The organism is Collinsella aerofaciens, from assembly GCF_028209885.1.
GTDB lineage: Bacteria > Actinomycetota > Coriobacteriia > Coriobacteriales > Coriobacteriaceae > Collinsella > Collinsella aerofaciens_BA.
This window is the reverse complement of the sequence record NZ_JAQLEM010000005.1, coordinates 21,776-45,375: the sequence shown is the minus strand read 5'-3', so window position 1 is coordinate 45,375 and position 23,600 is coordinate 21,776. Positions and strand designations below refer to the sequence as shown.

Below are 23,600 nucleotides of genomic sequence, written 5' to 3'. Positions count from 1 at the left end.
TTGCAGATGCAGTTCGATCAGGTGACAGTTATCGGTGGCGGTCTGGCGGGTTCGGAGTGCGCGATCCAGCTGGCAGATCGCGGGTTTGCCGTAAAGCTGTGCGAGATGCGCCCCCAGGTGAGCTCCCCGGCCCACCATACCGATCACCTGGCAGAGCTCGTCTGCTCCAATTCGTTTAAGTCGACCCGTCCGGATTCCGCGGCTGGTTTGCTGAAAGCTGAGCTTGAGCGCATGGGTTCAGTCCTGCTCGATTGCGCCCATCGCGCGGCTGTTCCCGCCGGTGGCGCCCTGGCGGTCGACCGCGTCAAGTTTTCCGAGCTTGTCGAGGCCGAGGTTGCCGCTCGTCCCAATATCGAGGTCGTGCACGGCGAGGTCACGCAGATTCCCGAGGGTCACGTGGTCATTGCCGCGGGCCCGCTGTGTTCACCGGCGCTGAGCGAAGAGGTTATGAAGCTCGTCGGTGGCGATGCCCTGGCATTCTTTGATGCGGCGGCGCCGATCGTCGATGCCTCCACGCTCGATATGGACGTTTTGTTCTCGCAGTCGCGCTACGAGGAGCAGGGGAGCGGCGACTATCTCAACGCTCCGCTCAATAAGGAGGAGTACGAGGCCTTTATCGAGGCGCTTACCACGGCCGACCGCGTGGTGCTCAAAGACTTTGAGGGCGGCGATCTGTTCCAGGCCTGCCAGCCTGCCGAGGAAGTTGCGCGCACCGGCAAGGACGCCATTCGCTTTGGCGCCATGAAGCCCGTCGGCCTCACCGACCCGCGTACCGGACGTCGCCCTTGGGCGGCGATTCAGCTGCGTGCCGAGAACAAGGAGAAGACCGCCTATAACCTGGTGGGCTTCCAGACCAACCTGACCTTTGGCGAGCAGAAGCGCGTCTTCCATATGGTGCCGGGCCTGGAGAACGCTGAGTTCTTCCGCTACGGCGTCATGCACCGCAATACCTTTGTCGACGCCCCGCACGTGCTCGATGGCACCTTTGCCGTGCCTGGTACCGGCGTGCGCCTGGCCGGTCAGATCACCGGCACCGAGGGGTACATGGAAGCCGTGGCGACCGGTCTGCTCGCGGCGCTCAACACCTATGCCGAGGCTATCGGCGCCGCGGGCGTCGAGTTGCCCCGCGTGGGCGCCCTGGGCGCGCTCGTGGGCTATGCGACCGATCCTGCCACCGTGGGCTACCAGCCCATGCATGTCAACTTTGGCCTGGTGCCGCCACTCGAGGATGGTAAGCGCCGCAGCAAGCGCGACCGCTACCAGGCCTATGCGGACCGTGCGCTCGAGGCTCTTGATGCCTATCTGGCCACTCGCCCCGATCTGTTTGGAGGCGACCGGTCATAGCCTTTGACCTGTACGATGTCGTCGACTCGTTTATCGCCTATATCGCACGTGTCGAGGGTCTTTCTCCCAACACGGTGACGGCCTATGGCTCGCGGTTGGAGCGCTTTGCTGCCTGGTGCGAGCGCGAGGACGTCGACGCTCGCGCCGCCGACGTGCGGACCGTTCGCTCCTATTTGGCCGAGTTGTCGCGTGACCAGGTGGCGGCTCGAACCCTTGCGGCGCATCTGTCTGCCATTCGCTCGTTCTATCGCTGGATGGCTGCCGAGGGGATTGTCGAGGGTGATGCGGTCTCGGCGATCGCATCGCCCAAGCTGCCGCGTGACCTGCCGGGCGTCCTTACGACCAAGCAGGTTGAGGCGCTGCTCAAGACGCCTGATACCTCAACACCCGCGGGACTGCGCGATGCGGCGATGCTCGAGCTGCTCTATGCCTCCGGCGCGCGAATCTCGGAGCTCGCAGCACTCAATGTGGAATCCATCGCTTGGTCCGAACGCACGCTGCGACTTTGGGGCAAGGGGAGCAAAGAACGTATCGTCCCTCTGTATCGTCGTGCGCTCGAGGTGACGCGTCTCTATATTGAGGAGGGGAGGCCGGAGTTGCTCGCTCGGGCAAAGCGCCGTGACCTCGCTATCGGGCCGCATCCGCTGCTTATATCGGCGCGCGGCAATCGCATGAGCGCCGCCATGCTCCGGCGGCGGTTCCATACGCTGGCGACGCTCGCCGGCATTCCGGCCGACATCGCCCCGCATGCGATGCGCCATACCTTTGCGACCGACTTGCTCGAGGGCGGTGCGGACTTGCGCTCGGTTCAAGAGCTGCTGGGTCATGCGAGTCTGTCCACGACGCAGATCTACACGCATCTCACACCCGATCGGCTCAAACGTGCCGTGGCTCAAGCCCATCCCCGCGGCGAATAGTGGCTGGGACGTCTCGCGCCGCACTCAGGTGTGTGGTTTTGATTGCGGGTTGGCAGGAAGATGCATTCCTGCTATCATTCATCGGGTTGCTTCACGGCAACATGTTTTTATCACGCACGCGCGGCTACTTCATACCGTGGTGCCCGGGCTTTGGTAGCACATGTCCGGGTTGGTTTTGGAGGATGACCCCGCGCGGAGGCAAACCACAGGAGGTTTAACATGGCTACCAAGATTAATATCCGCACCCTGCTCGAGGCCGGCTGCCACTTCGGTCACCAGACCCGTCGCTGGAACCCCAAGATGAAGCCGTTCATCTTCGGTGAGCGCAACGGCATCTACATCCTCGACCTCAAGCAGACCATCCTCGACGCCGACCAGGCCTACACCTTCGTCAAGAACGTCGCCAAGGGCGGCAACGTGCTGTTCGTCGGCACCAAGAAACAGGCTCAGGAGGCCGTCAAGAACGCTGCTGAGCGCGCCAACATGCCTTACATCAACCAGCGTTGGCTCGGCGGTATGCTGACCAACTTCGTCACCATCCGCTCCCGCATTAACCGCATGGAGGAGCTCGAGGCCATGGTCGAGGACGGCCGCATGGCTGTTCTGCCCAAGAAGGAGCAGGCTGTGCTCGGCAAGGAGCTCACCAAGCTCCAGACCAACCTCGGTGGCGCCCGCGACATGAAGGGTCTGCCCCAGGCTCTCTTCGTCATCGACACCAAGCGCGAGGAGAACGCCATCAAGGAGGCTCAGCGCCTGAACATCCCCGTCGTCGCTCTGATCGACACCAACTCCGATCCCGACGAGGTCGAGTACGGCATCCCCTGCAACGATGACGCTATCTCCGCTGTCACCCTTATGTGCGAGCTCATGGCTGACGCCTGCCTCGCTGGCTCCGGCAAGGAGCAGGTCTCCGAGGCCGAGATGGCCGCTGAGCCCAAGGCCGAGTAAATCAGTCTTAGTTAATTCTTTTTCATCTCTTTGAAAGGAACCACAATGGCCCAGATTACCGCCGCTATGGTCAAGCAGCTCCGCGAGATGACCGACTCCCCGATGATGGAGTGCAAGAAGGCTCTCGTTGAGGCTGACGGCGACATGGACGCCGCTGTCGACGTTCTGCGTAAGAACGGCCTTGCCAAGGCTGCCAAGAAGGCTGGCCGTGAGACCAACGAGGGCGCTGTCGCCGCGTTCGTCTCCGAGGATGGCAAGACCGGCGCTCTGCTCGAGCTCTCCTGCGAGACCGACTTCGTTGGCTCCAACGCCAAGTTCACCGGCTTTGCTTCCAAGGTCGCTGAGGTTGTCGCTACCACCGAGCCTGCTGACGTCGACGCTCTGCTCGAGAAGCCGATGGGCGAGGAGACCGTTTCCTCCGAGCTCACCGAGATGATTCACATCATGGGCGAGAACATGAAGATCTCCCGCTTCGCTGCTCGCAAGGCTGAGAACGGCGCGCTCGCTTCTTACATCCACATGGGTGGTAAGATCGGCGTCCTCGTCGAGTTCGCCTTCGAGAAGGCCGAGACCGCTCAGGCTGAGTCCTTCAAGACCTTCGCTCACGACGTTGCCCTTCAGGTTGCCGCCGTCGCCCCGATCTGCGCTACCCGCGATCAGGTTCCGGCCGAGACCGTCGAGCACGAGAAGCAGATCTACATGGCTCAGGCTGCCGAGTCCGGTAAGCCCGAGGCTATCCAAGAGAAGATGGCTGTCGGCCGTCTGGAGAAGTTCTACAAGCAGTCCGTGCTCACCGAGCAGGAGTTCATCAAGGACAGCTCCCTCACCATCAAGAAGTACGCTGAGCGGGTCTCCAAGGAGCTCGGCGACACCATTACCGTCGTTGCCTTTGACCGTCTGGTCCGTGGCGAGTAAATAAGCTCTTGTAGCTGGTAATGAGCAGGCTGTGGGTTTTACTCACAGCCTGCTTTTTCATGGCTCTTCTTAGAGCCTTTGATAGAATGTTGAGAGTTCAATCTAAAGGAGGATCGCTTTGTCCGACATCCGATATAAACGCGTGCTTCTTAAGCTTTCTGGCGAAGCACTGATGGGCGACGGCCAGTATGGCATCGACCCCAAGGTTACCGACCTTCTTGCCAAGCAGGTCAAGGAGCTGCTCGCCGTTGGCCATGAGGTCGGCGTCGTTGTCGGCGGTGGCAATATTTTCCGCGGCATGGCCGGCGCTGCCGGTGGCATGGAGCGTGCTCAGGCCGACTACATGGGCATGCTGGCAACCGTTATGAACGCGCTCGCCCTGCAGGATGCCTTCGAGCACAACGATGTTCCCTGCCGCGTTATGAGCGCTATCCAGATGAACGAGATCTGCGAGCCCTATATTCGCCGTCGCGCCATCAACCACCTTTCCAAGGGCAACGTCGTTATCTTTGCCGCCGGTTCGGGCAATCCGTACTTTACGACCGACACCGCCGCGGCTCTTCGTGCGTGCGAGATCGGCGCCGAGATTCTGATTAAAGCCACCAAGGTTGACGGCATCTACGACAAGGATCCCGTCAAGTGCGCCGACGCCGTCCGTTTTGACAAGATTACCTATCACGAGGTGCTCATCCGCGGCCTGCGGGTTATGGATTCCACGGCTACGGCACTGTGCCAGGACAACCGTATGCCGATTTTGGTCCTCAACATCGATGGCGAGGACACCGTCAAGCGCGCGCTCGCGGGTGAGCCCGTCGGCACGCTCGTCTATCAGGAGGATTAAGCATGGCAGAGAACATCACCGCCCATATGGACAAGTCGCTCGAGTCCCTCAAGCATAACTTCTCCAAGGTCCGTACCGGCCGCGCCAATGCCAACATTCTGTCCGACATCACCGTCGATTATTACGGTGTTCCCACGCCGGTCACGCAGGTTGCCGCCGTCAAGACCCCCGAGGCCCACATGCTGCTCATCGAGCCGTGGGACAAGGCACTTATCAACGCTATCGTCAAGGCCATCGGCGCTTCCGATCTGGGTATTACCCCCAACTCCGATGGCACCGTCGTTCGTCTGCCGTTCCCGGCTCCCACCGAGGAGCGCCGTCGCGAGCTCGTCAAGGAGTGCCGCGAGTACGCCGAGCAGGCCAAGGTGTCTATCCGTAACATCCGTCGCGACTTCAACAACAAGCTCGAGCGCGATGAGGAGCTCACCGAGGACGATGTCCGTCGCGAGCAGGCCAAGGTCCAGAAGCACACCGATGAGTATGTCGCCAAGGTCGAGGAGCTTCTGAAGGAAAAAGAAGCCGAGGTCATGGAGATCTAAGGTGCAATACGACGAGCATAAACTGGTCGAGTACTTTGCCGACGCCCCTGCGGGCGTCGGTTTTTCCGACCTTGACCTCAATAACATTCCGCACCATATCTCGTGCATCATGGACGGCAACGGTCGTTGGGCCACGTCGCGCGGTCTTGCACGCACTGAGGGCCACAAGGCGGGTATCGTCTCGCTGTGCGAGATCATTACCGCCTGCGTGCGCCTGGGCGTCGACGTGCTTTCGGCCTATGCGTTTTCTACCGAAAACTGGAACCGCCCGCAGCATGAGGTCAACGTCTTGATGCACCTGTTTGCCAAGACGTTCATCGACGAGTTGCCGCTTCTGAAGCGCGAAAACGTGCGCGTTGTCTTTTTGGGTGATATTTCCGCGCTGCCCAAGAAGACCCGCGACGTTTTTGAACGCGGTCTTGCCGAGTGCGCCGATCACACCGGTATGACGCTGGCGCTTGCCGTCAACTACGGCGCGCGTGCCGAGATTACTCGCGCTGTCCGTCAGATCGCACTCGACGTTGCCGCCGGTAAGATCGACCCTGCCGCAATTGATGACGACATGGTGGCTTCTCACCTTTATACCGCCGGTCTTCCCGATCCTGAGCTTGTGATTCGCACCTCTGGTGAGCTGCGCCTTTCGAACTATCTGCTGTGGCAGGTGGCTTATTCCGAGTTCTACGTCACCGATACCTATTGGCCCGACTTTGATCGTTGGGGCCTTGTCGACGCCATTTTGGCCTATCAGGGCCGTGACCGTAGGTTTGGTGGACTGAGCAAGACCGAGGAGGCTTAATCGTGTCCGATCGTCCCAAGGCATCTGCTCCCAAGATGCCTGCGCGCAAAGCTGCCACTTCGGGAGCGCCCGCAGCGAAGAGCGGCACCGGTTCGTGGCTGGCGGGCTTTATCACCCGTGCCGCCGCCGGTATCGTCTATGCCGTTGTCTTTATCCTGTGCCTGGTTTTGGGTATCGTGCCCACGGCCATCTTTGTTTCTGTCATGAGCGGTCTGTGCTGCTATGAGTTTTTCCGTATGACGAGGCTCGATGGCAAGATGGCTAACGAGCGCATGGGTATCGCTGCCGCCGTACTCTTTCCGCTGTCGGCGTTGGGCGATTCGATGTTGCTGAATGCCCTGCTTTTTGCCCTGATGCTCGCTGTGGGCATTTGGTATGTCTGGTCGCCGCGTACCCGCATCTCTGATGTGGCCGTGACGCTCATGGGTCCCATCTACACTGGCTTTATGCTGTCGGCTATCGTGCTGCTGCGCGATGCCGTGCCCGGTTTTGCCGGCGCCCTGCTTTCGGTGGGCGTTTGCGCGTCCCTTTGGGTCTCCGATTCGTTTGCCTACATCGTGGGTAGTCGTATCGGCCAGCACAAGATGGTTCCCAAGATCTCTCCCAAAAAGAGCTGGGAGGGGTTTGTCGGCGGCATCCTGGGCTCGGTTTTGATTTGGCTCATCCTGTGGGCGACGCACTTCTACAAGCTCAGCCTGCCCTATGCGCTGCTGTGCGGCGTGGTCGTGTCCGTTCTGGGCGTTATCGGCGACCTCATCGAGTCGCGCATCAAGCGCGGTGTGGGCGTCAAGGATTCCGGCAACCTTATCCCGGGCCACGGCGGCATGCTCGATCGTAGCGATTCGCTTATCTTTGGCTGCATTACCGCGCAGCTGCTTTTGATGATCGGAGGCGTGCTGTAATGTCCTTCCAGACGACGTATGGCCCCGATGGACGTCTCCGTGTTGCCATCCTGGGTTGTACGGGCTCTATCGGTACCCAGGCGCTCGATGTGTGCCGCCAGCATGCCGATCGCCTGCAGGTGACGGCGCTGTCCGTTAACTCCAGTACCTCCGAGCTCGTTGCCGCTGCCCGCGAGTTCTCGGTTCCGGCGGTTGCCGTGGCCGATGTCGCTCATGGCGATGACGCCGTGCTGCAGGAGTTGCCCGAGGGAACGAAGCTCGGCGTTGGCGCGCAGGCGGTTTGCGAGCTCGCGCGTCGCGACGATGTCGACTGCGTGCTCGTTGCTATTGTGGGCGCCGCCGGTCTCGAGGCGAGCCATGCGGCTTTGACCTCGAATAAGCGTCTTGCCCTTGCCAACAAGGAGTCCCTCGTCGTCGGCGGCGACTTGCTTATGCCGTTGGCGCAACCGGGCCAGCTTATTCCAGTCGACTCTGAGCACTCCGCCATCTACCAGTGCTATCTGGGGGAGAACCCGCGCGAGGCTCATTGTATTTGGCTCACCTGCTCGGGCGGTCCGTTCTTTGGCCGCACGCGCGACGAGCTAGATCGCGTGACGCGTGCCGATGCCCTCGCACATCCCACGTGGGCCATGGGTGCTAAGATCACCATCGACTCCGCCACCCTCATGAATAAGGGCCTGGAGCGCATTGAGGCCATGCATCTGTTTAACTGCGACCTCGATTTCATTAACGTGGTCGTGCAGCGTCAGTCCAAGATTCACTCTATGGTCGAGTTTGCCGACGGCTCCGTGATGGCGCATCTCGGTGCTTCCGACATGCGTATTCCCATCCAGTTCGCGTTCTCGTATCCCGAGCGTTGGGATACCCCGGCGCCTCGTATCGATTTCCGCGAGCTGGGGCAGCTCACGTTTGATGCTGCCGACATGGATACCTTCCGCTGTCTGGCACTGGCCGAGCGTGCCGGCAAGACGGGTGGCACCATGCCGTGCGTGCTCAATGCCGCCAACGAGGTCGCCGTCGATGCCTTCCTGCACGATGGCTGCAGCTTTACCGATATCGATCGCATTGTGGAATCCTGCATGGATGCCCACGATATGCAGGCGGTCGATTCGTTTGAGCAGCTTCGCGACATCGATGCGTGGGCGCGTGAAAAGGCTGCGCAGGTACTCGCCGCAACCCGTTCCTAACCCATAAGGATTGCTTTTTCGTTTTATGGATACTGTTCTGAGCGTTCTCTCATCGGTCTTTTGGGGCCTGCTGATGCTTTCCGTCCTCGTGTTTTTGCACGAGGGCGGCCACTTTTTGGCGGCGCGTGCCTGCGGCGTCCGTGTGACCGAGTTCTTTTTGGGCCTGCCGTGCCGCTTTGACATCCATTACACGTCGCGTCGCATTGGAACCAAGTTTGGCGTGACCCCGCTGCTGCTGGGTGGCTACGCTGCCATCTGCGGTATGGATCCGACCGATGTCTCCTGCGCCGATCGCGTGCTCGCGGCTATCTACCGTCATGGTCGCGTGACCGTGGCCGACCTTGCTGTCGAGCTCGAGCTTTCCGAGGAGGATGTGCTCGAGGCTTGTGCTCTGTTGCTGGGCTGGGGCTCCATCGCTCCCTGGTATGAGGAAGGGGAGAAACCCTCGCCGAGCTACTATCCCACCAAGTATCAGACGCTGCCGCGAGACGCGGCGGGTTACACCACCTTTGACGGCCGCCGGTTCGATCGAGAGCATGCGACTACCGAGGGCGATGTGTGGGAGCTGCCGTGCGGCGAGGCTGATTTCTTGGCGCAAGAGCGCTCGCACACTTATCTTGGCCAGGGCTTTCTCAAGCGCGCCTTTATGCTGCTCGCGGGCATTCTCGTCAATATCCTGACGGGTTTTTTGCTGCTTATGAGCATCTATTCCATTGCGGGCGTCACCGTGCCGATCGATACCAACGTGATCGGTCAGGTTGACGAGGGGTCTATTGCCGCCAAGGCGGGTATCGAGGCTGGTGATGCGATCCTTTCGGTTGACGGTGTATCGTGCTCCACATGGATGAACGTTTACGATGCCATCGGCAAGGCCGCCGGTAAGGACGATATCGCCATCGAGTACGAGCGTGACGGCAAGCAGCATTCGACCACGGTTGCGCTCAAAGAGGACGAGCGCCTAGGTGTGTATGCCTCTACGCAGGTAGTCCGTTTGGACCCCATCACCTCGGCGCGTCTGTCATTCTCCTATGTTGTGCAGACCGCGGAGGGCGTGATGCGCCTCCTCCAGCCGCAGCATACGATGGAGATTCTCGATCAGTCTTCTTCGATCGTGGGTATTAGCGTTATGTCCTCACAGGCTGCTGCTGCCGGTCCTGCCACATTCCTTTCGTTTGCCGCCCTCATTTCGTTCTCGCTTGGCTTTATGAACCTGCTGCCCATCCCACCACTCGATGGCGGCAAGCTGGTCATCGAGATCATTCAAAAGATTGTGGGCCGCGAGCTTCCGCTCAAGGTCCAGACGATTGTGAGCTATGTGGGCATCGCGCTCTTTGTGCTGCTGTTTGTCTATATGCTTCGTTCCGACATCCTTCGATTTATTCTGTAGGGGAGTGTTTGGATTGTCTTTATCCCATCCTTTGCCTCGCGATTTGACGCGCCCCGTGCATGTGGGCGGTGTGCAGATCGGTGGCGGTGCGCCGGTGGTGGTCCAATCCATGACCTGCACCGATACCGCTGATGCCAAGGCAACACTTGCGCAAGTGTGCGCGTTGGCGCAGGCTGGCTGCGATATCGTGCGTGTGAGCGTGCCCACTGAGGCCGCGCTTGAGGGTTTCCGCGCCATCTGTGCCGAGTCTCCGGTGCCAATCGTTGCCGATATCCACTTTAACCACAAGCTGGCCATTGGCGCTGTGGAGGCCGGTGCCGCCAAGCTCCGCATCAATCCCGGCAACATTGGCGATTGGGCCAAGGTCGATGCGGTGATCGATGCTGCGGGTTCTGCGGGCTGTGCGATTCGCATTGGCGTGAACGCGGGCTCGCTTGAGCAGGATATCGCCGAGCGCGACGACCTCACGCAGCCCGAAAAGCTCGTGATGTCGAGCGAGCGCTTCGTCAAGCACTTTGAGGACCGCGGCTTTACGAACATTGTGCTTTCGGCCAAGGCCCACAGCGTGCAAACGACGCTCGATACCTATCGAGCCCTGTCGCGTGAGATTCCCCACGTTCCGCTTCACCTGGGCGTGACGGAGGCGGGGACCAAGCTCCAGGGCACCATCAAGAGCTCTGTAGGCTTGGGTATCTTGCTTTCCGAAGGCATTGGCGACACCATGCGTGTGTCGCTCACAGCCGATCCGGTCGAGGAGCCGCCGGTTGCCTGGGGTATTCTGCAGTCGCTGGGCCTGCGTCGCCGTGGCCCCGAGATTGTCTCGTGCCCCACGTGCGCCCGCTGCCAGGTTAACCTCATTCCCATCGCCGAGGAGGTCACCGAGCGGCTTAAGAACTACTCCGCGCCGCTTTCGATCGCCGTGATGGGGTGTGCCGTTAATGGCCCCGGCGAGGCTTCTGATGCCGACCTGGGCGTTGCTTGCGGACGTGGTCAGGCCTTGCTCTTTTCGCATGGCCAGATCATTGGTAAAGTAGCTGAGGACCAAATTGTCGACGCGCTTATGGCCGAGGTCGACAAGCTTATTGAGGAGAAATAAATGACCCGAGCAATGTATATGTCTAAGCTCTATGCGCCGACGCTTAAAGAGGATCCGGCGGACGCTGAGCTCGCCAGCCACCGCCTGCTGCTCCGTGCCGGCATGATCCGCAAGGAGGCCGCCGGTCTGTATTCCTACCTGCCGCTTGCTTGGCGCTCGATCCGCAAGATCGAGAACATCGTGCGCGACGAGATGGACGCCGCCGGCGCCCAGGAGCTTATGATGCCTATCATGGTCGACGCCGAGTTGTGGCGCGAGTCCGGCCGCATCGACGCCTATGGCAAGGAGCTTGTGCGCTTTGACGACCGTCATGGTCGCGAGTTCGTCCTGGGCCCCACGCACGAGGAGACCGTCACGGCCCTGGTGCGCAATGAGCTGCGCTCCTACAAGCAGCTGCCCGTTAACCTCTACCACATCCAGGATAAGTTCCGCGACGAGTTCCGCCCCCGCTTTGGCCTGATGCGCGGTCGCGAGTTCATCATGAAGGACGCCTACAGCTTCTCCGCCACGCAGGAGAGCCTGCAGGAGGAGTACGACAAGATGAAGCAGGCCTACGCTAACATCTGCGAGCGCTGCTATATCAAGGCCCTGCCCGTTGTTGCCGACTCCGGTGAGATCGGTGGCGATACCTCCGTCGAGTACATGGCTTTGGCCGACGCCGGCGAGGCTTCGCTCGTCTACTGCGACGATTGCGGCTTTGCTGCCGATGACGAGGCGGCAAGCACCAAGGTCGTCGTGACCGAGGGTCCTGGTGGCGGTACGCTCACCAAGGTTGAGACTCCGGGCATGGGCACCATTGAGGCTGTTGCTAAGTTCTTTGGGTTCCCCGAGAATGGCACGCGCAAGTCGCTGGCACTCATCGACGCCGAGGGCAAGCCGGTTGTGGCCATTGTCCCGGGCGATCACGAGCTCAACGATTGCAAGGCCGAGCATGTCTTTGGCAAGGGCTATCGCATGATGACCGACGAGGAGCTTCAGGCGAACGGTCTGCATAAGGGCTTTATCGGACCGGTTAACCTGCCCGAGGGCATTCGTCTGGTGTGTGACGAGAGCCTGCGCGAGTCCAAGCAGTGGGCCTGCGGTGCCAATGAGGTCGACTATCACTTTACCGGTGCCTGCCCCGAGCGCGACTTTACCGTCGACGAGTGGGCCGACCTGGTCACCGTCGTTGCCGGCGACCCCTGCCCGCACTGCGGCAAGCCGCTCTCCGCTGCCCGCGGCATCGAGGTCTCTCAGGTCTTCCAGCTTGGCACCAAGTATTCCGAGGCCATGGGTGCCACCTTTATGGACGAGGACGGCAAGGAGAAGCCGCTCATCATGGGTTGTTACGGCGTGGGCGTGTCCCGCTCGCTCGCTGCCGTCGTGGAGCAGCACAACGACGAGCACGGCATCGTCTGGCCGGTCTCCGTTGCCCCGTTCGAGGTCGCGGTGATTCCGCTCGATCCCAAGAAGGAGGAGTGCGCTACCGTCTGCGAGCAGATCGTTGATGGCCTGTGCGCCGAGGGTATCGAGGTTGTCGTCGACGACCGCGACGAGCGTCCCGGCTTTAAGTTTGCCGACAACGACCTTATGGGCTTCCCGTATCAGGTCGTTCTGGGTAAGCGTGGTCTCAAGAATGGCACCGTTGAGCTCAAGGACCGTGCCACGGGCGAGCGCGAGGACGTGGCGATCGATGAGGTCGTCGCCAGGGTTGCCGAGCTTGTTAAGGCGGCTCGCCGTTAATCGACGATTTCGCTTGTAGTTCGATATACGGGACGGCCCCGCATTTCTCCAGATTGGGGAGATGTGGGGCCGTCCTTTTATCTTGTGGCATCCTTGATATCTAAAAGGAAAACCCCGCAGCCCATATGAGCTGCGGGGTTTTCTTGTGCCTCCGATGCGAAATGAATCGCTCAGAATTTACTGATAATCGACGACGTCGATCCAGTTCTTCAGGAACTCATCGTTCACATTGCGCTTACGAGCGAGCTCGGAGGCGGCGACGATGCTCGTCCACTGACGCACGACCTGCATGGGCATGTCGGCGCGGTCGCAGTAGAGCTCCAGGTAGGCCTCGGCCTGATCCTTGCTGTTGAGGGCGAAGAGCAGGTAGGTGGTGGCAACGTCGGCAGCAGGGGAGCCCTGGGTGGCGTGTGCCCAGTCGCACACATAGAGCTGGCCGTCGTCGCCGACGATGACGTTGGAGGGGTTGAAGTCGCCGTGGCAGACCTTGAACTCCCTGGTCATGCCGTCCAGACGCTCCTGAAGGTTGTATCGAGTGGTGGCATTGAGCTGATCAAGGCTGTCGATCATGCGGGCGTACTTGTCGCGCTGACGGTTGAGCAGCGGGGAGGTGTAGCCGTGGATCTCGATCTGGAGGTCGACGAACATCTCGAGGTACTCACCAAAGCGCTGGGGCTCGGCAGTCATCTTCTCGGCAAGGGTGGTGCCCGGAACCTTCTCGGTCACGAGCGCCCAGCCGTTGGCGTTCTCGAGCTGGGAAACCTCGAGAGCCTTGGGGCTGCGGATGCCGCACTCATTGATGCGGGCAAGATTCAAAGCCTCGTTGAACACGTCGGAGACAGGCTTGGTCTCGTTAAAGACCTTGACGATCTTGTCGCCCAGGTCGTAAACGACCTTGTTGCCACGGCGGACGAGCTCGGTCTTGGAATCGGGTAGCAGCATGGTTGCATCCTTTCAACGATGCGATAGAAGCGACGGCGGGGGTGTGTGAAACACCCGTGCACCCCCGCCGTTAAAAACCGTGCTAAAACTAGCAGACGGCGTAATCCTGGGGCTCGCGGCCGTAGTAGGCGTCCAGGTAGAGCTCCTTGATCTCGCTCATGAGCGGGTAGCGCGGGTTAGCGCCGGTGCACTGGTCGTTGAATGCCTGCTCGGTCATCTCGTCGAGGGTGTCGAGGAAGTACTGCTCGTCAACACCGTAGTCGGCGATGGTCTTCTTGACACCGATGAAGTCCTTGAGCTCCTCGAGCTTCGTGATGAAGTTCTCGAAGACCTCCTTGTCGTCCTTGCCCTCGATGCCGCAGTACTTGGCCATCTCGGCGTAGTTGTGCAGCGCGTTGGGGTAAGGATACTGGGAGAACGTGCCCATCTTGACGGGAGCCTCGGCGGCGTTGTAGCGCATAACGCGGGTCAGGATGACGGCGTTGGCGATGCCGTGGGGCAGGTGATGGAAGGCGCCGAGCTTGTGAGCCATGGAGTGGTTGAGGCCCAGGAAGGCGTTGGCGAAGGCCATACCGGCCATGCAGGAGGCGTTGTGCATCTCCTCGCGGGCATGCGGGTCCTTGGCGCCGTTCGTGAAGCTGGAGGGCAGGTTCTCAAAGACGAGCTTGGCAGCGCGCTCGGAGAGGCCCTTGGTGTAGTCGGAGGCCATGATGGAGACGTAGGACTCGATGGCGTGGGTCATGACGTCGATGCCGGAGGCAGCGGTCAGACCGCGCGGGGCGGTCATGCAGTTGTCGGCGTCGACGATAGCCATGTTGGGGAGCAGCGCGTAGTCGGCGAGCGGCCACTTGATGCCGGTCTCCTTGTCGGTGATGATGGCGAACGGCGTGCACTCGGAGCCAGTACCCGAGGAGGTCGGGACGGCGACGAAGTAGGCCTTCTTGCCCATCTCGGGGAAGGTGAAGATACGCTTGCGGATGTCCATGAAGTCCATGGCCATGTCCTCGAACTTGCACTCGGGGTGCTCGTACATCATCCACATGATCTTGCCGGCGTCCATAGCGGAGCCACCGCCGACGGCGATGATGACGTCCGGCTCAAAGAGAGCCATCTGCTTGGCGCCGCGACGTGCGCACTGCAGCGACGGATCGGGCTCGACGTCGTAGAAGCAGTCGTGGGCGATGCCCATCTCGTCGAGCTTGGCCTCGATGGCGCGGGTGTTGCCATTCTTGAAGAGGAACTGGTCGGTGACGATGAAGGCGCGCTTCTTGCCCATGACGTTGCCCAGCTCGTCGAGGGCGACGGGCGTGGAACCCTTCTTGAAGTAGACCTTCTCGGGAGCGCGGAACCACAGCATGTTCTCACGGCGCTCGGCCACAGTCTTAACGTTGATCAAGTGCTTCACCCCAACGTTCTCGGAGACGGAGTTGCCGCCCCAGGAGCCGCAGCCCAGGGTCAGAGACGGCTTCATGCCAAAGTTGTACAGGTCACCGATGCCGCCGTGCGAGGACGGGGTGTTGATGACGATGCGGCAGGCCTTCATGACGTGCTCGAACAGGCTGATCTTCTCGGCCTGGGCGGGGTGCACGTACAGAGAGGCGGTGTGGCCCGGGCCACCGGCGAGCACCAGGTGCTCGGCCTTGTCGACGGCCTCCTGGAAGTCCTTGGCGTGGTACATGGCCAGGACCGGGGAGAGCTTCTCGTGGGAGAACTCCTCCTTGGCGGGATCGGTGGAGGTGACCTCGGCGATCAGGATCTTGGTCTTGGCGGGAACCTCGATGCCGGCGAGCTCGGCGATCTTGGCAGCGGCCATGCCGGGGATGCGGTGATCGAGAGCGCCGTTCTTGAACATGGCGGCACGCAGGGCCTCCATCTCGGCACCCTGCTTGACGAAGTAGCAGCCGCGCTTCTGGAACTCGGCCTTAACCTGGTCATAGATGCTGTCGATGACAGTCACGGACTGCTCGGAAGCGCAGATCATGCCGTTGTCGAAGGTCTTGGAGTGGATGATGGAGTTGACGGCGAGCAGCACGTCGGCGGTGTCGTCGATGATGACCGGGGTGTTACCGGCGCCAACGCCCAGGGCGGGCTTGCCCGAGGAGTAGGCGGCCTTGACCATGCCCGGGCCACCGGTGGCGAGGATGATGTCGACGTCGCGCATGACCATGTTGGTCAGCTCGATGGAGGGGACATCGACCCAGCCGATGATGCCCTCGGGGGCACCAGCCTTGACGGCGGCGTCAAGCACGAGCTTGGCGGCGGCGATGGTGCACTTGGCGGCAGCCGGGTGCGGGGAGATGATGATGGCGTTGCGGGTCTTCAGGCTGATCAGCGTCTTGAAGATTGCGGTGGAGGTGGGGTTGGTCGTCGGGATGACGGCGCCCACGATGCCGATGGGCTCGGCGATCTTGGTGATACCGTAAGCCTCGTCGCGCTCCAGGACACCACAGGTCTTGGTGTTCTTGTAAGCGTTGTAGATGTACTCTGCGGCGTAGTGGTTCTTGATGACCTTGTCCTCAAGAACGCCGCGGCCGGTCTCCTCGATGGCCATTTTCGCCAACGGGATACGAGCCTTGTTGGCGGCCATGGCGGCCTCATAGAAGATCTTGTCGACCTGCTCCTGCGTGTACGTAGCAAAAAGCGCCTGGGCCTCTCGCATCTGAGCGAGCTTAGCCTCAAGCGCCTCTACGTTGTCCACAATTGCGGGAGTAGTGTTTTCCGGTGACTTTTTCACCATTTGTGTCTCCTTGCGATCGGAGATTTACCCTACAAGATGCATGATAGCAAGAAATAATTCGGTGAACGGTCAGATTCCCGTAAAAGACAAACTAAAACGCTTCAATCAAATGAACCGTTTCAACTAAAACTATGCCCAATGCATCGCCTCGCTCATTGGGGACAGACATCGATTTGCCATTTTGCCGTTCTGGGCCTGTTTTTGCCGCTCATTGGATATAAATAGATCACAGGCTCAGCATTTCGCGTTCCTTCTCTCCTTTTAGGTGTTGCCTGTTCAGTTTTGAAAGGAGAGATTTATGCCTCGATGCGCCCGTGCCGTTTCGCTCACCGGCTATTACCACGTCTTTGACCGTGGCAACTCTAAACAGATTATTTTTGAAGATGACTCCGACCGTTATCGTTTCTTATCGGATATCTCGGACAGGTTTGCGCGCCATGACGTGGCGGTGTTAGCTTGGTGCCTTATGGACAACCACTTCCATTTGATGATTGATGACCCATTTGACAACCTTTCAAAGGCAATGCAGTGCGCGCTGACGGCATATGCTAAGTATTTCAATGGGAAAACGGGGAGAACGGGACATCTGTTTGACAATCGCTATTCGCGTGTTGCGGTTGAGTCGGACACACAGGCGGTGCAGCTACTCGATTATATCCATCTCAATCCTGTGAAAGGTGCGATCGACTCTCTCGAAGCATACCGCTGGTCAAGCTTTAGGGCATACCAGCTGGGCTACGATCCCTTTGACATCTGCGATGCGGCCCCTATGCTCGATATTGTCGGGGGGTCTCGTCACTATTGTGAGCATCTTAAGGAAGTTGCCGGGCGGATCTGGTCAGTTGAGATTCTTCCACGCCGACGGATCCTCGATGAGGATGCTCTTTCCGTTGCGCGCGAAGTCCTTCCGAGCATAGATCCTGCGCTGCTCAAGGCCCTGCCACGCCCCGATCGTGATGCGTGTCTGCTGAGGCTCAGGCGGGCACATCTCACGGTCAAGCAAATTGCCCGTATCACCGGCATCGGCGCTACAAGCGTGACCAAGGCCACCGTAGGCTGGAGGGAGGCTGCGTGAGGCAGGGGCCGAACCGTTGCCGGCATGCGTAATGTCTGTCCCAAATGCGTGAAAACACTCATGTAAGTCTGTCCCCAATGAGTGCAAAAAGGCGCCCTCATTGGGGAGGGCGCCTTTGGTAAGTTCTATATGAACGCGAGGTCTTTGACCCGGAGAGTCCGAGGTACTTGTTGGTAAGACTTTATTTAGGAGCGCGCAACCTTGCCGGACTTGAGGCAGGTGGAGCAAACGTTCATCTTGCGACGGTGACCATCGACGACGACGTAGACGCGCTGGATGTTGGGGCGGAACTTACGGTTGGTGACGCGGTGAGAGTGGCTGATGGAGCGACCGGCAACGGGGTGCTTACCGCAAACTTCGCAAACTTTGGACATAACTGACCCTCCTTGGGCGACAAACGAACATGTCGCGTTAACAAACAAGCCTGAACTATAGCACAGAAGCAGCTCCCTGTGCGTAATCTACACAGAGATATTCCTCTTTTGGCGATAGTGCTCACGCCACGGCCCTGGACGTAGATCCGATTTGCGTGCAGCAGAGGGGATTATGCCAGCTCGTGCGTGCGTTTTCAAGCTCGTCCCACAAATATATATAGGTTTATGGAGCATTGGGCTCCGTTTACGGATTGCTCTGTATTTATGCTCGCATTTAAGCTCGAGGTTGGCTACACTATCTCTTGACCATTAAAGGGGTACGAGATACCCGCATGGAATTACATTGCTGCCAAAGAGCAGCCCTTCCTGTGGGTGTCTGGTCCGCTTTGAGCGGTCGGGCATCTATTTTTTTGACTGTGTCAGCAGTCAAGACATGTGAGGAAGGAGATCGATGGGCACGACTTCCCCCAAGGCGGTCATCATGGACGAGACCGCCGTCAATCGAGCGATGACCCGCATCGCGCACGAGATTCTCGAGCGCAACGAGGGCTGTGAAGATCTCGCTCTGGTCGGCATCGTCACGCGCGGCGACCTTCTGGCAAAGAAGCTCGCCGAGGAGATCAAGGAGATCGAGGGCGTCGACGTTCCGCTCGGCAGCCTGGACATCAGCTTCTACCGCGATGACTATGCGACCAATTTCGCTCCCGCGATCCACGCTACCAACATTCCCTTCAGCGTCGACGGCAAGCGCGTCGTGCTGGTGGACGACATCCTCTATACGGGTCGTACCATCCGCGCCGCTCTCGACGCCGTCATGGACCTGGGCCGTCCGAGCCGCATTGAGCTGGCAGTTCTCGTTGACCGCGGCCACCGCGAGCTCCCCATCTCGCCGGACTTTGTCGGCAAGAACGTTCCCTCGTCGCATGAGGAGAACGTGCACCTATATATGAAGGAAGTCGACGGCCACACCGCCGTCGAGATTAACGACGTCGCGCCGGGTTCCCACGTGGGCTCCGCGCCGCTGGGAGGTGAGTAGTACCGTGGCGTTCAACCATAAGCACCTGATCGACATTACCGAGTACTCCGAAGAGGACATCAAGCTCATCCTCGAGACCGCCAAGGCGTTCTCCGAGGTCAACGAGCGTGCCATCAAGAAGGTCCCCACGCTCAAGGGCAAGACCATCGTCAACATGTTCAACGAGCCCTCGACGCGCACCCGCAGCTCCTTCGAGCTCGCCGAGAAGCGTCTTTCGGCCGACAGCCTTAACTTTGGCGGCTCCTCGACCTCCACGGTCAAGGGCGAGAGCCTCGTCGACACCGTCGAGACCCTCAACGCCTATAAGATCGACTGCATTGTCGTGCGCGATAAGCACGCCGGCGCTCCCTACATCGTCACGCAGAACTCGCCCGCAAGCGTCATCTGCGCCGGTGACGGCAAGCACAACCATCCTACGCAGGCCCTGCTCGACCTGTACACCATCTGGGAGCACAAGGGTGACTTCCATGGTCTGAAGGTCGCCGTCGTCGGCGATATCGCCCACTCCCGCGTCTGCGGCTCGCTGATCCCCGCCCTTAAGATCATGGGCTGCGAGACCTACGCCGTCGCCCCCGGCACGCTGCTGCCGCCGTCGCCCGAGGTCTTGGGCTGCGACCACGTGACGAGCGACCTCGATTCCGTCCTGCCCGAGCTGGACGTCGTCTACATGCTGCGCGTGCAGCAGGAGCGCCTCGAGGGTGCCCCGTTCCCGACCATTCGCGAGTACCACAAGCTCTTTGGCCTGACCAAGGACCGCGAGAAGCTCATGAAGCCCGATGCGATCATCTGCCACCCGGGCCCCATCAACCGCGGCGTCGAGTTCGATTCCTATATGGCCGACCACCCGCAACGCTCCGTCATCCTGGAGCAGGTCTACGCCGGTATCTGCGTGCGTATGGCTATCCTGTATCTGCTGCTTGGAGGTGCCGATAATGGCCTTGCTTCTTAAGAATGCCCACGTCGTCGACCCGTCCGTCGAGCTTGACGGTGTCGTTGACGTCCTGATTGACGGCGACAAGATCGCCGAGGTCGGCGAGAATCTCGCCGTCGAGGGAGCCGAGGTCCGCGACCTTTCCGGCAAGTACCTCGTCCCTGGCCTGGTGGATATGCACGTTCACCTTCGCGAGCCCGGCTACGAGGTCAAAGAGGACATCGAGAGCGGCACCCGCGCAGCTGCCAAGGGCGGCTTTACCGGCGTGTGCGCCATGCCCAACACCGATCCCGTCACCGATAACGGCACCGTCGTGGAGTTCGTCAAGTCCCGCGCTGCCGAGGTCGGTCACTGCCGCGTCTATCCGTCGGGTGCCATGACTCGCGGTCTTAAGGGCGAGGCCATGTCCGAGATGGGCGATATGGTCGCCCACGGCGCCGTCGCCTTCACCGACGACGGTCGCGGCGTGCAGGGCGCGGGTATGCTCCGTCGTTGCATGGACTACGGCAAGATGTTCGGCAAGGTCTTTATGAGCCACTGCCAGGACGAGGACCTGGTCGGCCATGGCCAGATCAACGAGGGCAAGGTCTCGACCCGTCTGGCTCTCGAGGGCTGGCCGGCTGCCGGCGAGGAGCTCCAGATCGCTCGCGACATCGAGATTGCCAAGCTGACCGGTGCCAAGCTGCACATCCAGCACATCTCCACCGCCCATGGCCTGGAGATCGTGCGTGCCGGTAAGGCCGCTGGCGTTCAGGTCACCTGCGAGGCCACCCCGCACCACATGTTCCTGACCGAGAACGACCTGGACGAGACCTACAACACCTCGCTCAAGGTCAATCCGCCGCTGCGTACCGAGGAGGATGCCGAGGCCATCCGTCAGGGCGTCATCGACGGCACCGTCGACGTTATCGTCACCGATCACGCTCCTCACACCCCGTGGGAGAAGGCCCGTGAGTTCGAGCTTGCGCCCTTTGGTATGATCGGCCTCGAGACCTCGCTGTCGCTCGTACTCACCGAGCTGGTCAACACGGGCAAGATGAGCATGGGCCGCATGGTCGAGCTCATGGCCATCAAGCCGCGTGAGATCCTGGGTCTCGACCAGGTTCAGGTCAAGGCGGGCTCCGTTGCCGACCTGACCGTGTTCGACCCCTCCGCAACCTGGACGGTTGGCGAGGACGGTTACGAGTCGCGCGCCGAGAACTCCGGTTTTGCCGGCCGCACGCTCACCGGTCGTGCCACCGATGTGTTTGTCGGCGGTAAGCAGACGCTTGCCGACGGCTGCATCTGCTAGCATAGCCTTATCGCTTTTGTGCGCGGCGCCCTTGCGGTGCCGCGCTTTCTATTCGTTTGGACCATGCAACCGCATGGGGGATTGGAGCGTTTATGCCCACACCTTCCACTGCACGCATGCACGACTTCGAGGTCGTCTCGAACCGGGAGATTGCCGACGGCGTCTTCTCGCTCGTCATCTCGGCCCCCAAGCTTGCAAGTGCGCTCAAGCCCGGTCAGTTTGTGAACATCGCCGTACCCGGCGATGCGTCCTCGCTGCTTCGCGTGCCCCTGAGCTACTACCGCGCCGACGCCGAGGCCGGCACCGTCGAGCTGTGGTACGCCGTCGTGGGCGACGATACCCGTCGTTTGTCCCAGATGGGCCCTGGCTCCACCTCTAACCTGCTGGGCCCCGGTGGCCGTGGCTGGATGGTACCCGAGGGCACCAGGAAGGCCCTGCTCGTCGCCGGTGGCATCGGTGTTCCGCCCGTGCTGTGCCTTGCCGACAAGCTTGCCGAGCAGGGTGTGGCCGTCGACGTGTGCCTGGGCTTTGGCACCGCGTCCAAGGCCGTGGGTGTCGATGAGTTCCGCGCGCTGGGCGCCACGGTCAACGTTTGCACCGATGATGGCACGCTGGGCACGCACGGTTTTTGCACCGACCCGGCAGCCGAGCTGCTCGGCGAGGGCGGCTACGACTATGTGGCCAGCTGCGGCCCCGCTGTCATGATGAAGAAAGTCGCCGCCGCTGCCGCCGAGGCCGGTGCGTACTGCGAGGTGTCGCTCGAGCGCATGATGAGCTGTGGCTTTGGCGCCTGCAACACCTGCAATGTCGAGACGGTCGACGGTATGAAGGGTGCTTGCATGTGCGGCCCCGTGTTCGATGCTTCCAAGGTGGTGGTCTTCTAGTGGGTACCGTGAACATGGCCGTCGATTTCGGCGGCGTCAAGATGCAAAACCCCATCAACACCGCAGCCGGTACCTTTGGCTACGGTTGGCAGTTCCAGAACTTCTTTGATGTTTCCCAGCTGGGCGCCATCACCACCAAGGGTTGCGCAGCCGAGCCCTGGCCCGGCAATCCCGCGCCCCGCATGGCTGAGATTCCCGGCGGCATGATCAACTCCGTGGGCCTTCAGAACCCCGGCGTGGCCGCCTTTGCTCGCGAGTCCGGTCCGTGGCTCGAGCAGCTCTCCAAGGACGGCTGCCAGGTCATCTGTCAGGTTGCCGGCCACTCCGTTGACGAGTTTGTCCGCGCACTCGAGATGTATGTCGAGCTGTGCCCCTGGGCTGCCGGCTACGAGATCAACGTGAGCTGCCCCAATATCGCCGCCGGCGGTGCCGCCATGGGCTCCACGCCCGAGGGCGCCTCTTCCGTTATGGCTGCCTGCCGCAAGGTGACCGATAAGCCGCTGTTCGTGAAGATGGCGCCGGTCAACGTCGCCGAGATCGCCAAGGCCCTCGAGGCTGCCGGCGCCGACGGCCTTTCGGTCATCAACTCCATCCAGGGCATGGCCATCGACGTCCATACCCGCAAGTCCCGCGTTGCAAAGCCCAAGGGCGGCCTTTCGGGCCCGCTGTGTCATCACATCGCCGTGCGCATGGTCTGGGAGGTTGCCCAGGCCGTCGATATCCCCATCAACGGTGTCGGCGGTGTCATGACCGGTGAGGATGCGGCTGAGTTTATCCTGGCCGGCGCCACCTGCGTGTCGGTCGGTATGGCCAACTTCGTCGATCCGTGCGCTTCGCTCAAGATCGCGCACGAGCTCGAGGCCTGGGCCGAGTCCCAGGGCGTTAAGGACATTAACGAACTGGTAGGTGCTTTCGAATGCTAGAGACCGATGCCCGCGACCGCGTAATCGTCGCCCTCGACTGCGACCGTGAGCGTGCGCTCGAGCTTGCCCACGAGCTTTCGGGTCATGCCGCCTGGCTCAAGGTTGGCATGACGCTCTATTACGCCGAGGGTCCCCAGATCGTCAAGACATTCAAGGACCTGGGCTTTAAGGTCTTCCTTGACCTTAAGTTCCATGATATTCCGCATCAGGTTCGCGGTGCCGCCCGCTCGGCCTCGCTTGCCGGTGCCGATCTGCTTTCGGTCCACGGTTTGGGTTCGGGCGCCATGCTCGCTGCCTGCCGCGAGGGTGCCGAGGAGGCGCGCGAGGACCGCGCCAAGCTCGTCGCCATCACCGTTCTTACGAGCATGAATCAGGATGCCTTGAGCGAGATCGGCGTCGAGTCGCCCGTGGCCGAGGAGGCCGCCCGCCTGGCAAAGCTCGCTCAGGCCAACGGCATCGACGGTATCGTGTGCTCGCCGATGGAGGCTCACGACATGCGTGAGCTGTTGGGTCCCGATGCCCTGATCGTGACTCCGGGTGTGCGTCCGGTTGGTGCCGCCCTTGGTGACCAGTCCCGTGTGGCGACGCCTTCCCAGGCTATCGAGCGAGGCGCAAGCCACATTGTGGTGGGCCGTCCCATCACCGGTGCCGACGATCCGGTTGCCGCCTTTGACGCCATCGTCGCTGAGCTGGTCGAAAACGTCGCGTAAAAGATTCCCCTAAGTCACCACTTTTGGGTCTCATTAGCACAAAATAGCCCCTGTGCCTGCGTAAACTTTCCCATCCTTTGTGTGGAATCGCAGGTCAGGGGCT

The 23,600-nt window shown here is 60.8% G+C and carries 22 protein-coding genes; 19 read left to right on the top strand and 3 right to left on the bottom strand.

Translation table 11 applies throughout. From position 1 onward, the window contains the following. Positions 1-6 precede the first annotated feature (6 nt). The 12 genes from trmFO to PMX21_RS02045 all read left to right on the top strand — a co-directional run bounded on the left by trmFO (position 7) and on the right by PMX21_RS02045 (position 12,594). The gene (gene trmFO, locus PMX21_RS02100) at positions 7-1,344 is read left to right on the top strand and encodes a methylenetetrahydrofolate--tRNA-(uracil(54)-C(5))-methyltransferase (FADH(2)-oxidizing) TrmFO (protein ID WP_161144691.1); all 1,338 of its coding nucleotides are present in this window, start codon (positions 7-9) and stop codon (positions 1,342-1,344) included. Then, complete coding sequence (locus PMX21_RS02095; protein ID WP_271757807.1) at positions 1,341-2,261, top strand: tyrosine recombinase XerC; 921 nt, start codon at positions 1,341-1,343, stop codon at positions 2,259-2,261. Before trmFO ends, PMX21_RS02095 begins: the two co-directional genes overlap by 4 nt. A gap of 219 nt (positions 2,262-2,480) precedes the next feature. Continuing rightward, positions 2,481-3,209: a 30S ribosomal protein S2 gene (gene rpsB / locus PMX21_RS02090; protein WP_006236109.1), complete on the top strand. Its 729-nt coding sequence runs from the start codon at positions 2,481-2,483 to the stop codon at positions 3,207-3,209. Positions 3,210-3,254: 45 nt separating this feature from the next. Then, complete coding sequence (tsf, locus tag PMX21_RS02085; RefSeq protein WP_118387967.1) at positions 3,255-4,124, top strand: translation elongation factor Ts; 870 nt, start codon at positions 3,255-3,257, stop codon at positions 4,122-4,124. Between the two features lie 118 nt (positions 4,125-4,242). Beyond that, a complete protein-coding gene (pyrH, locus tag PMX21_RS02080; RefSeq protein WP_271757729.1) occupies positions 4,243-4,965 on the top strand; it encodes a UMP kinase in 723 nt (240 codons plus the stop codon). A gap of 2 nt (positions 4,966-4,967) precedes the next feature. Then, positions 4,968-5,504, top strand: a complete 537-nt coding sequence (frr, locus tag PMX21_RS02075) for a ribosome recycling factor (protein ID WP_006236112.1) — start codon at positions 4,968-4,970, stop codon at positions 5,502-5,504. A 1-nt stretch (position 5,505) separates the two neighbouring features. Next, complete coding sequence (locus PMX21_RS02070) at positions 5,506-6,300, top strand: isoprenyl transferase (RefSeq protein ID WP_271757726.1); 795 nt, start codon at positions 5,506-5,508, stop codon at positions 6,298-6,300. A 2-nt stretch (positions 6,301-6,302) separates the two neighbouring features. Continuing rightward, entirely contained in the window at positions 6,303-7,202 is a 900-nt protein-coding gene (locus tag PMX21_RS02065) for a phosphatidate cytidylyltransferase (RefSeq protein ID WP_271757725.1), read from the top strand. Then, complete coding sequence (dxr, locus tag PMX21_RS02060) at positions 7,202-8,389, top strand: 1-deoxy-D-xylulose-5-phosphate reductoisomerase (RefSeq protein WP_250787311.1); 1,188 nt, start codon at positions 7,202-7,204, stop codon at positions 8,387-8,389. The genes PMX21_RS02065 and dxr overlap by 1 nt, the downstream gene beginning before the upstream one ends. A gap of 25 nt (positions 8,390-8,414) precedes the next feature. Further along, entirely contained in the window at positions 8,415-9,776 is a 1,362-nt protein-coding gene (locus tag PMX21_RS02055; RefSeq protein ID WP_271757720.1) for a M50 family metallopeptidase, read from the top strand. 13 nt (positions 9,777-9,789) lie between these two features. After that, positions 9,790-10,872, top strand: a complete 1,083-nt coding sequence (ispG, locus tag PMX21_RS02050) for a flavodoxin-dependent (E)-4-hydroxy-3-methylbut-2-enyl-diphosphate synthase (RefSeq protein WP_271757715.1) — start codon at positions 9,790-9,792, stop codon at positions 10,870-10,872. Then, a complete protein-coding gene (locus PMX21_RS02045; protein ID WP_271757712.1) occupies positions 10,873-12,594 on the top strand; it encodes a proline--tRNA ligase in 1,722 nt (573 codons plus the stop codon). 177 nt (positions 12,595-12,771) lie between these two features. Here the strand turns inward: PMX21_RS02045 and PMX21_RS02040 are convergent, their stop codons facing one another. Both PMX21_RS02040 and adhE read right to left on the bottom strand, forming a co-directional pair. After that, positions 12,772-13,536: an aminoglycoside phosphotransferase family protein gene (locus PMX21_RS02040; RefSeq protein ID WP_271757709.1), complete on the bottom strand. Its 765-nt coding sequence runs from the start codon at positions 13,534-13,536 to the stop codon at positions 12,772-12,774. An 88-nt stretch (positions 13,537-13,624) separates the two neighbouring features. Next, positions 13,625-16,273, bottom strand: a complete 2,649-nt coding sequence (adhE, locus tag PMX21_RS02035) for a bifunctional acetaldehyde-CoA/alcohol dehydrogenase (protein WP_271757706.1) — start codon at positions 16,271-16,273, stop codon at positions 13,625-13,627. A gap of 298 nt (positions 16,274-16,571) precedes the next feature. On the opposite strand from adhE, the gene PMX21_RS02030 reads away from it, so the two are divergent. After that, the gene (locus PMX21_RS02030; RefSeq protein ID WP_271757703.1) at positions 16,572-17,348 is read left to right on the top strand and encodes a transposase; all 777 of its coding nucleotides are present in this window, start codon (positions 16,572-16,574) and stop codon (positions 17,346-17,348) included. Between the two features lie 185 nt (positions 17,349-17,533). Here the strand turns inward: PMX21_RS02030 and rpmB are convergent, their stop codons facing one another. Further along, the gene (gene rpmB / locus PMX21_RS02025) at positions 17,534-17,722 is read right to left on the bottom strand and encodes a 50S ribosomal protein L28 (RefSeq protein WP_022094725.1); all 189 of its coding nucleotides are present in this window, start codon (positions 17,720-17,722) and stop codon (positions 17,534-17,536) included. A 451-nt stretch (positions 17,723-18,173) separates the two neighbouring features. Here rpmB and pyrR point away from each other — a divergent pair, with 451 nt between their 5' ends. The 6 genes from pyrR (at position 18,174) to pyrF (ending at position 23,497) form a co-directional block, all read left to right on the top strand. Beyond that, positions 18,174-18,758, top strand: coding sequence for a bifunctional pyr operon transcriptional regulator/uracil phosphoribosyltransferase PyrR (pyrR, locus tag PMX21_RS02020; RefSeq protein WP_006236123.1), 585 nt, complete (start codon positions 18,174-18,176; stop codon positions 18,756-18,758). A gap of 4 nt (positions 18,759-18,762) precedes the next feature. After that, a complete protein-coding gene (locus tag PMX21_RS02015; RefSeq protein WP_055309882.1) occupies positions 18,763-19,707 on the top strand; it encodes an aspartate carbamoyltransferase catalytic subunit in 945 nt (314 codons plus the stop codon). Then, complete coding sequence (locus tag PMX21_RS02010; RefSeq protein WP_271757700.1) at positions 19,691-20,980, top strand: dihydroorotase; 1,290 nt, start codon at positions 19,691-19,693, stop codon at positions 20,978-20,980. The genes PMX21_RS02015 and PMX21_RS02010 overlap by 17 nt, the downstream gene beginning before the upstream one ends. A gap of 116 nt (positions 20,981-21,096) precedes the next feature. Further along, positions 21,097-21,864 carry a dihydroorotate dehydrogenase electron transfer subunit gene (locus PMX21_RS02005; RefSeq protein WP_271757805.1) on the top strand — a complete coding sequence of 256 codons (768 nt, stop codon included), beginning with the start codon at positions 21,097-21,099 and terminating at the stop codon, positions 21,862-21,864. 14 nt (positions 21,865-21,878) lie between these two features. Next, positions 21,879-22,787 (top strand): dihydroorotate dehydrogenase, encoded by a 909-nt coding sequence (locus PMX21_RS02000; RefSeq protein ID WP_006236128.1) that lies wholly within the window; start codon positions 21,879-21,881, stop codon positions 22,785-22,787. Beyond that, positions 22,781-23,497, top strand: coding sequence for an orotidine-5'-phosphate decarboxylase (gene pyrF, locus PMX21_RS01995; protein ID WP_022094720.1), 717 nt, complete (start codon positions 22,781-22,783; stop codon positions 23,495-23,497). Before PMX21_RS02000 ends, pyrF begins: the two co-directional genes overlap by 7 nt. Positions 23,498-23,600: the final 103 nt, after the last annotated feature.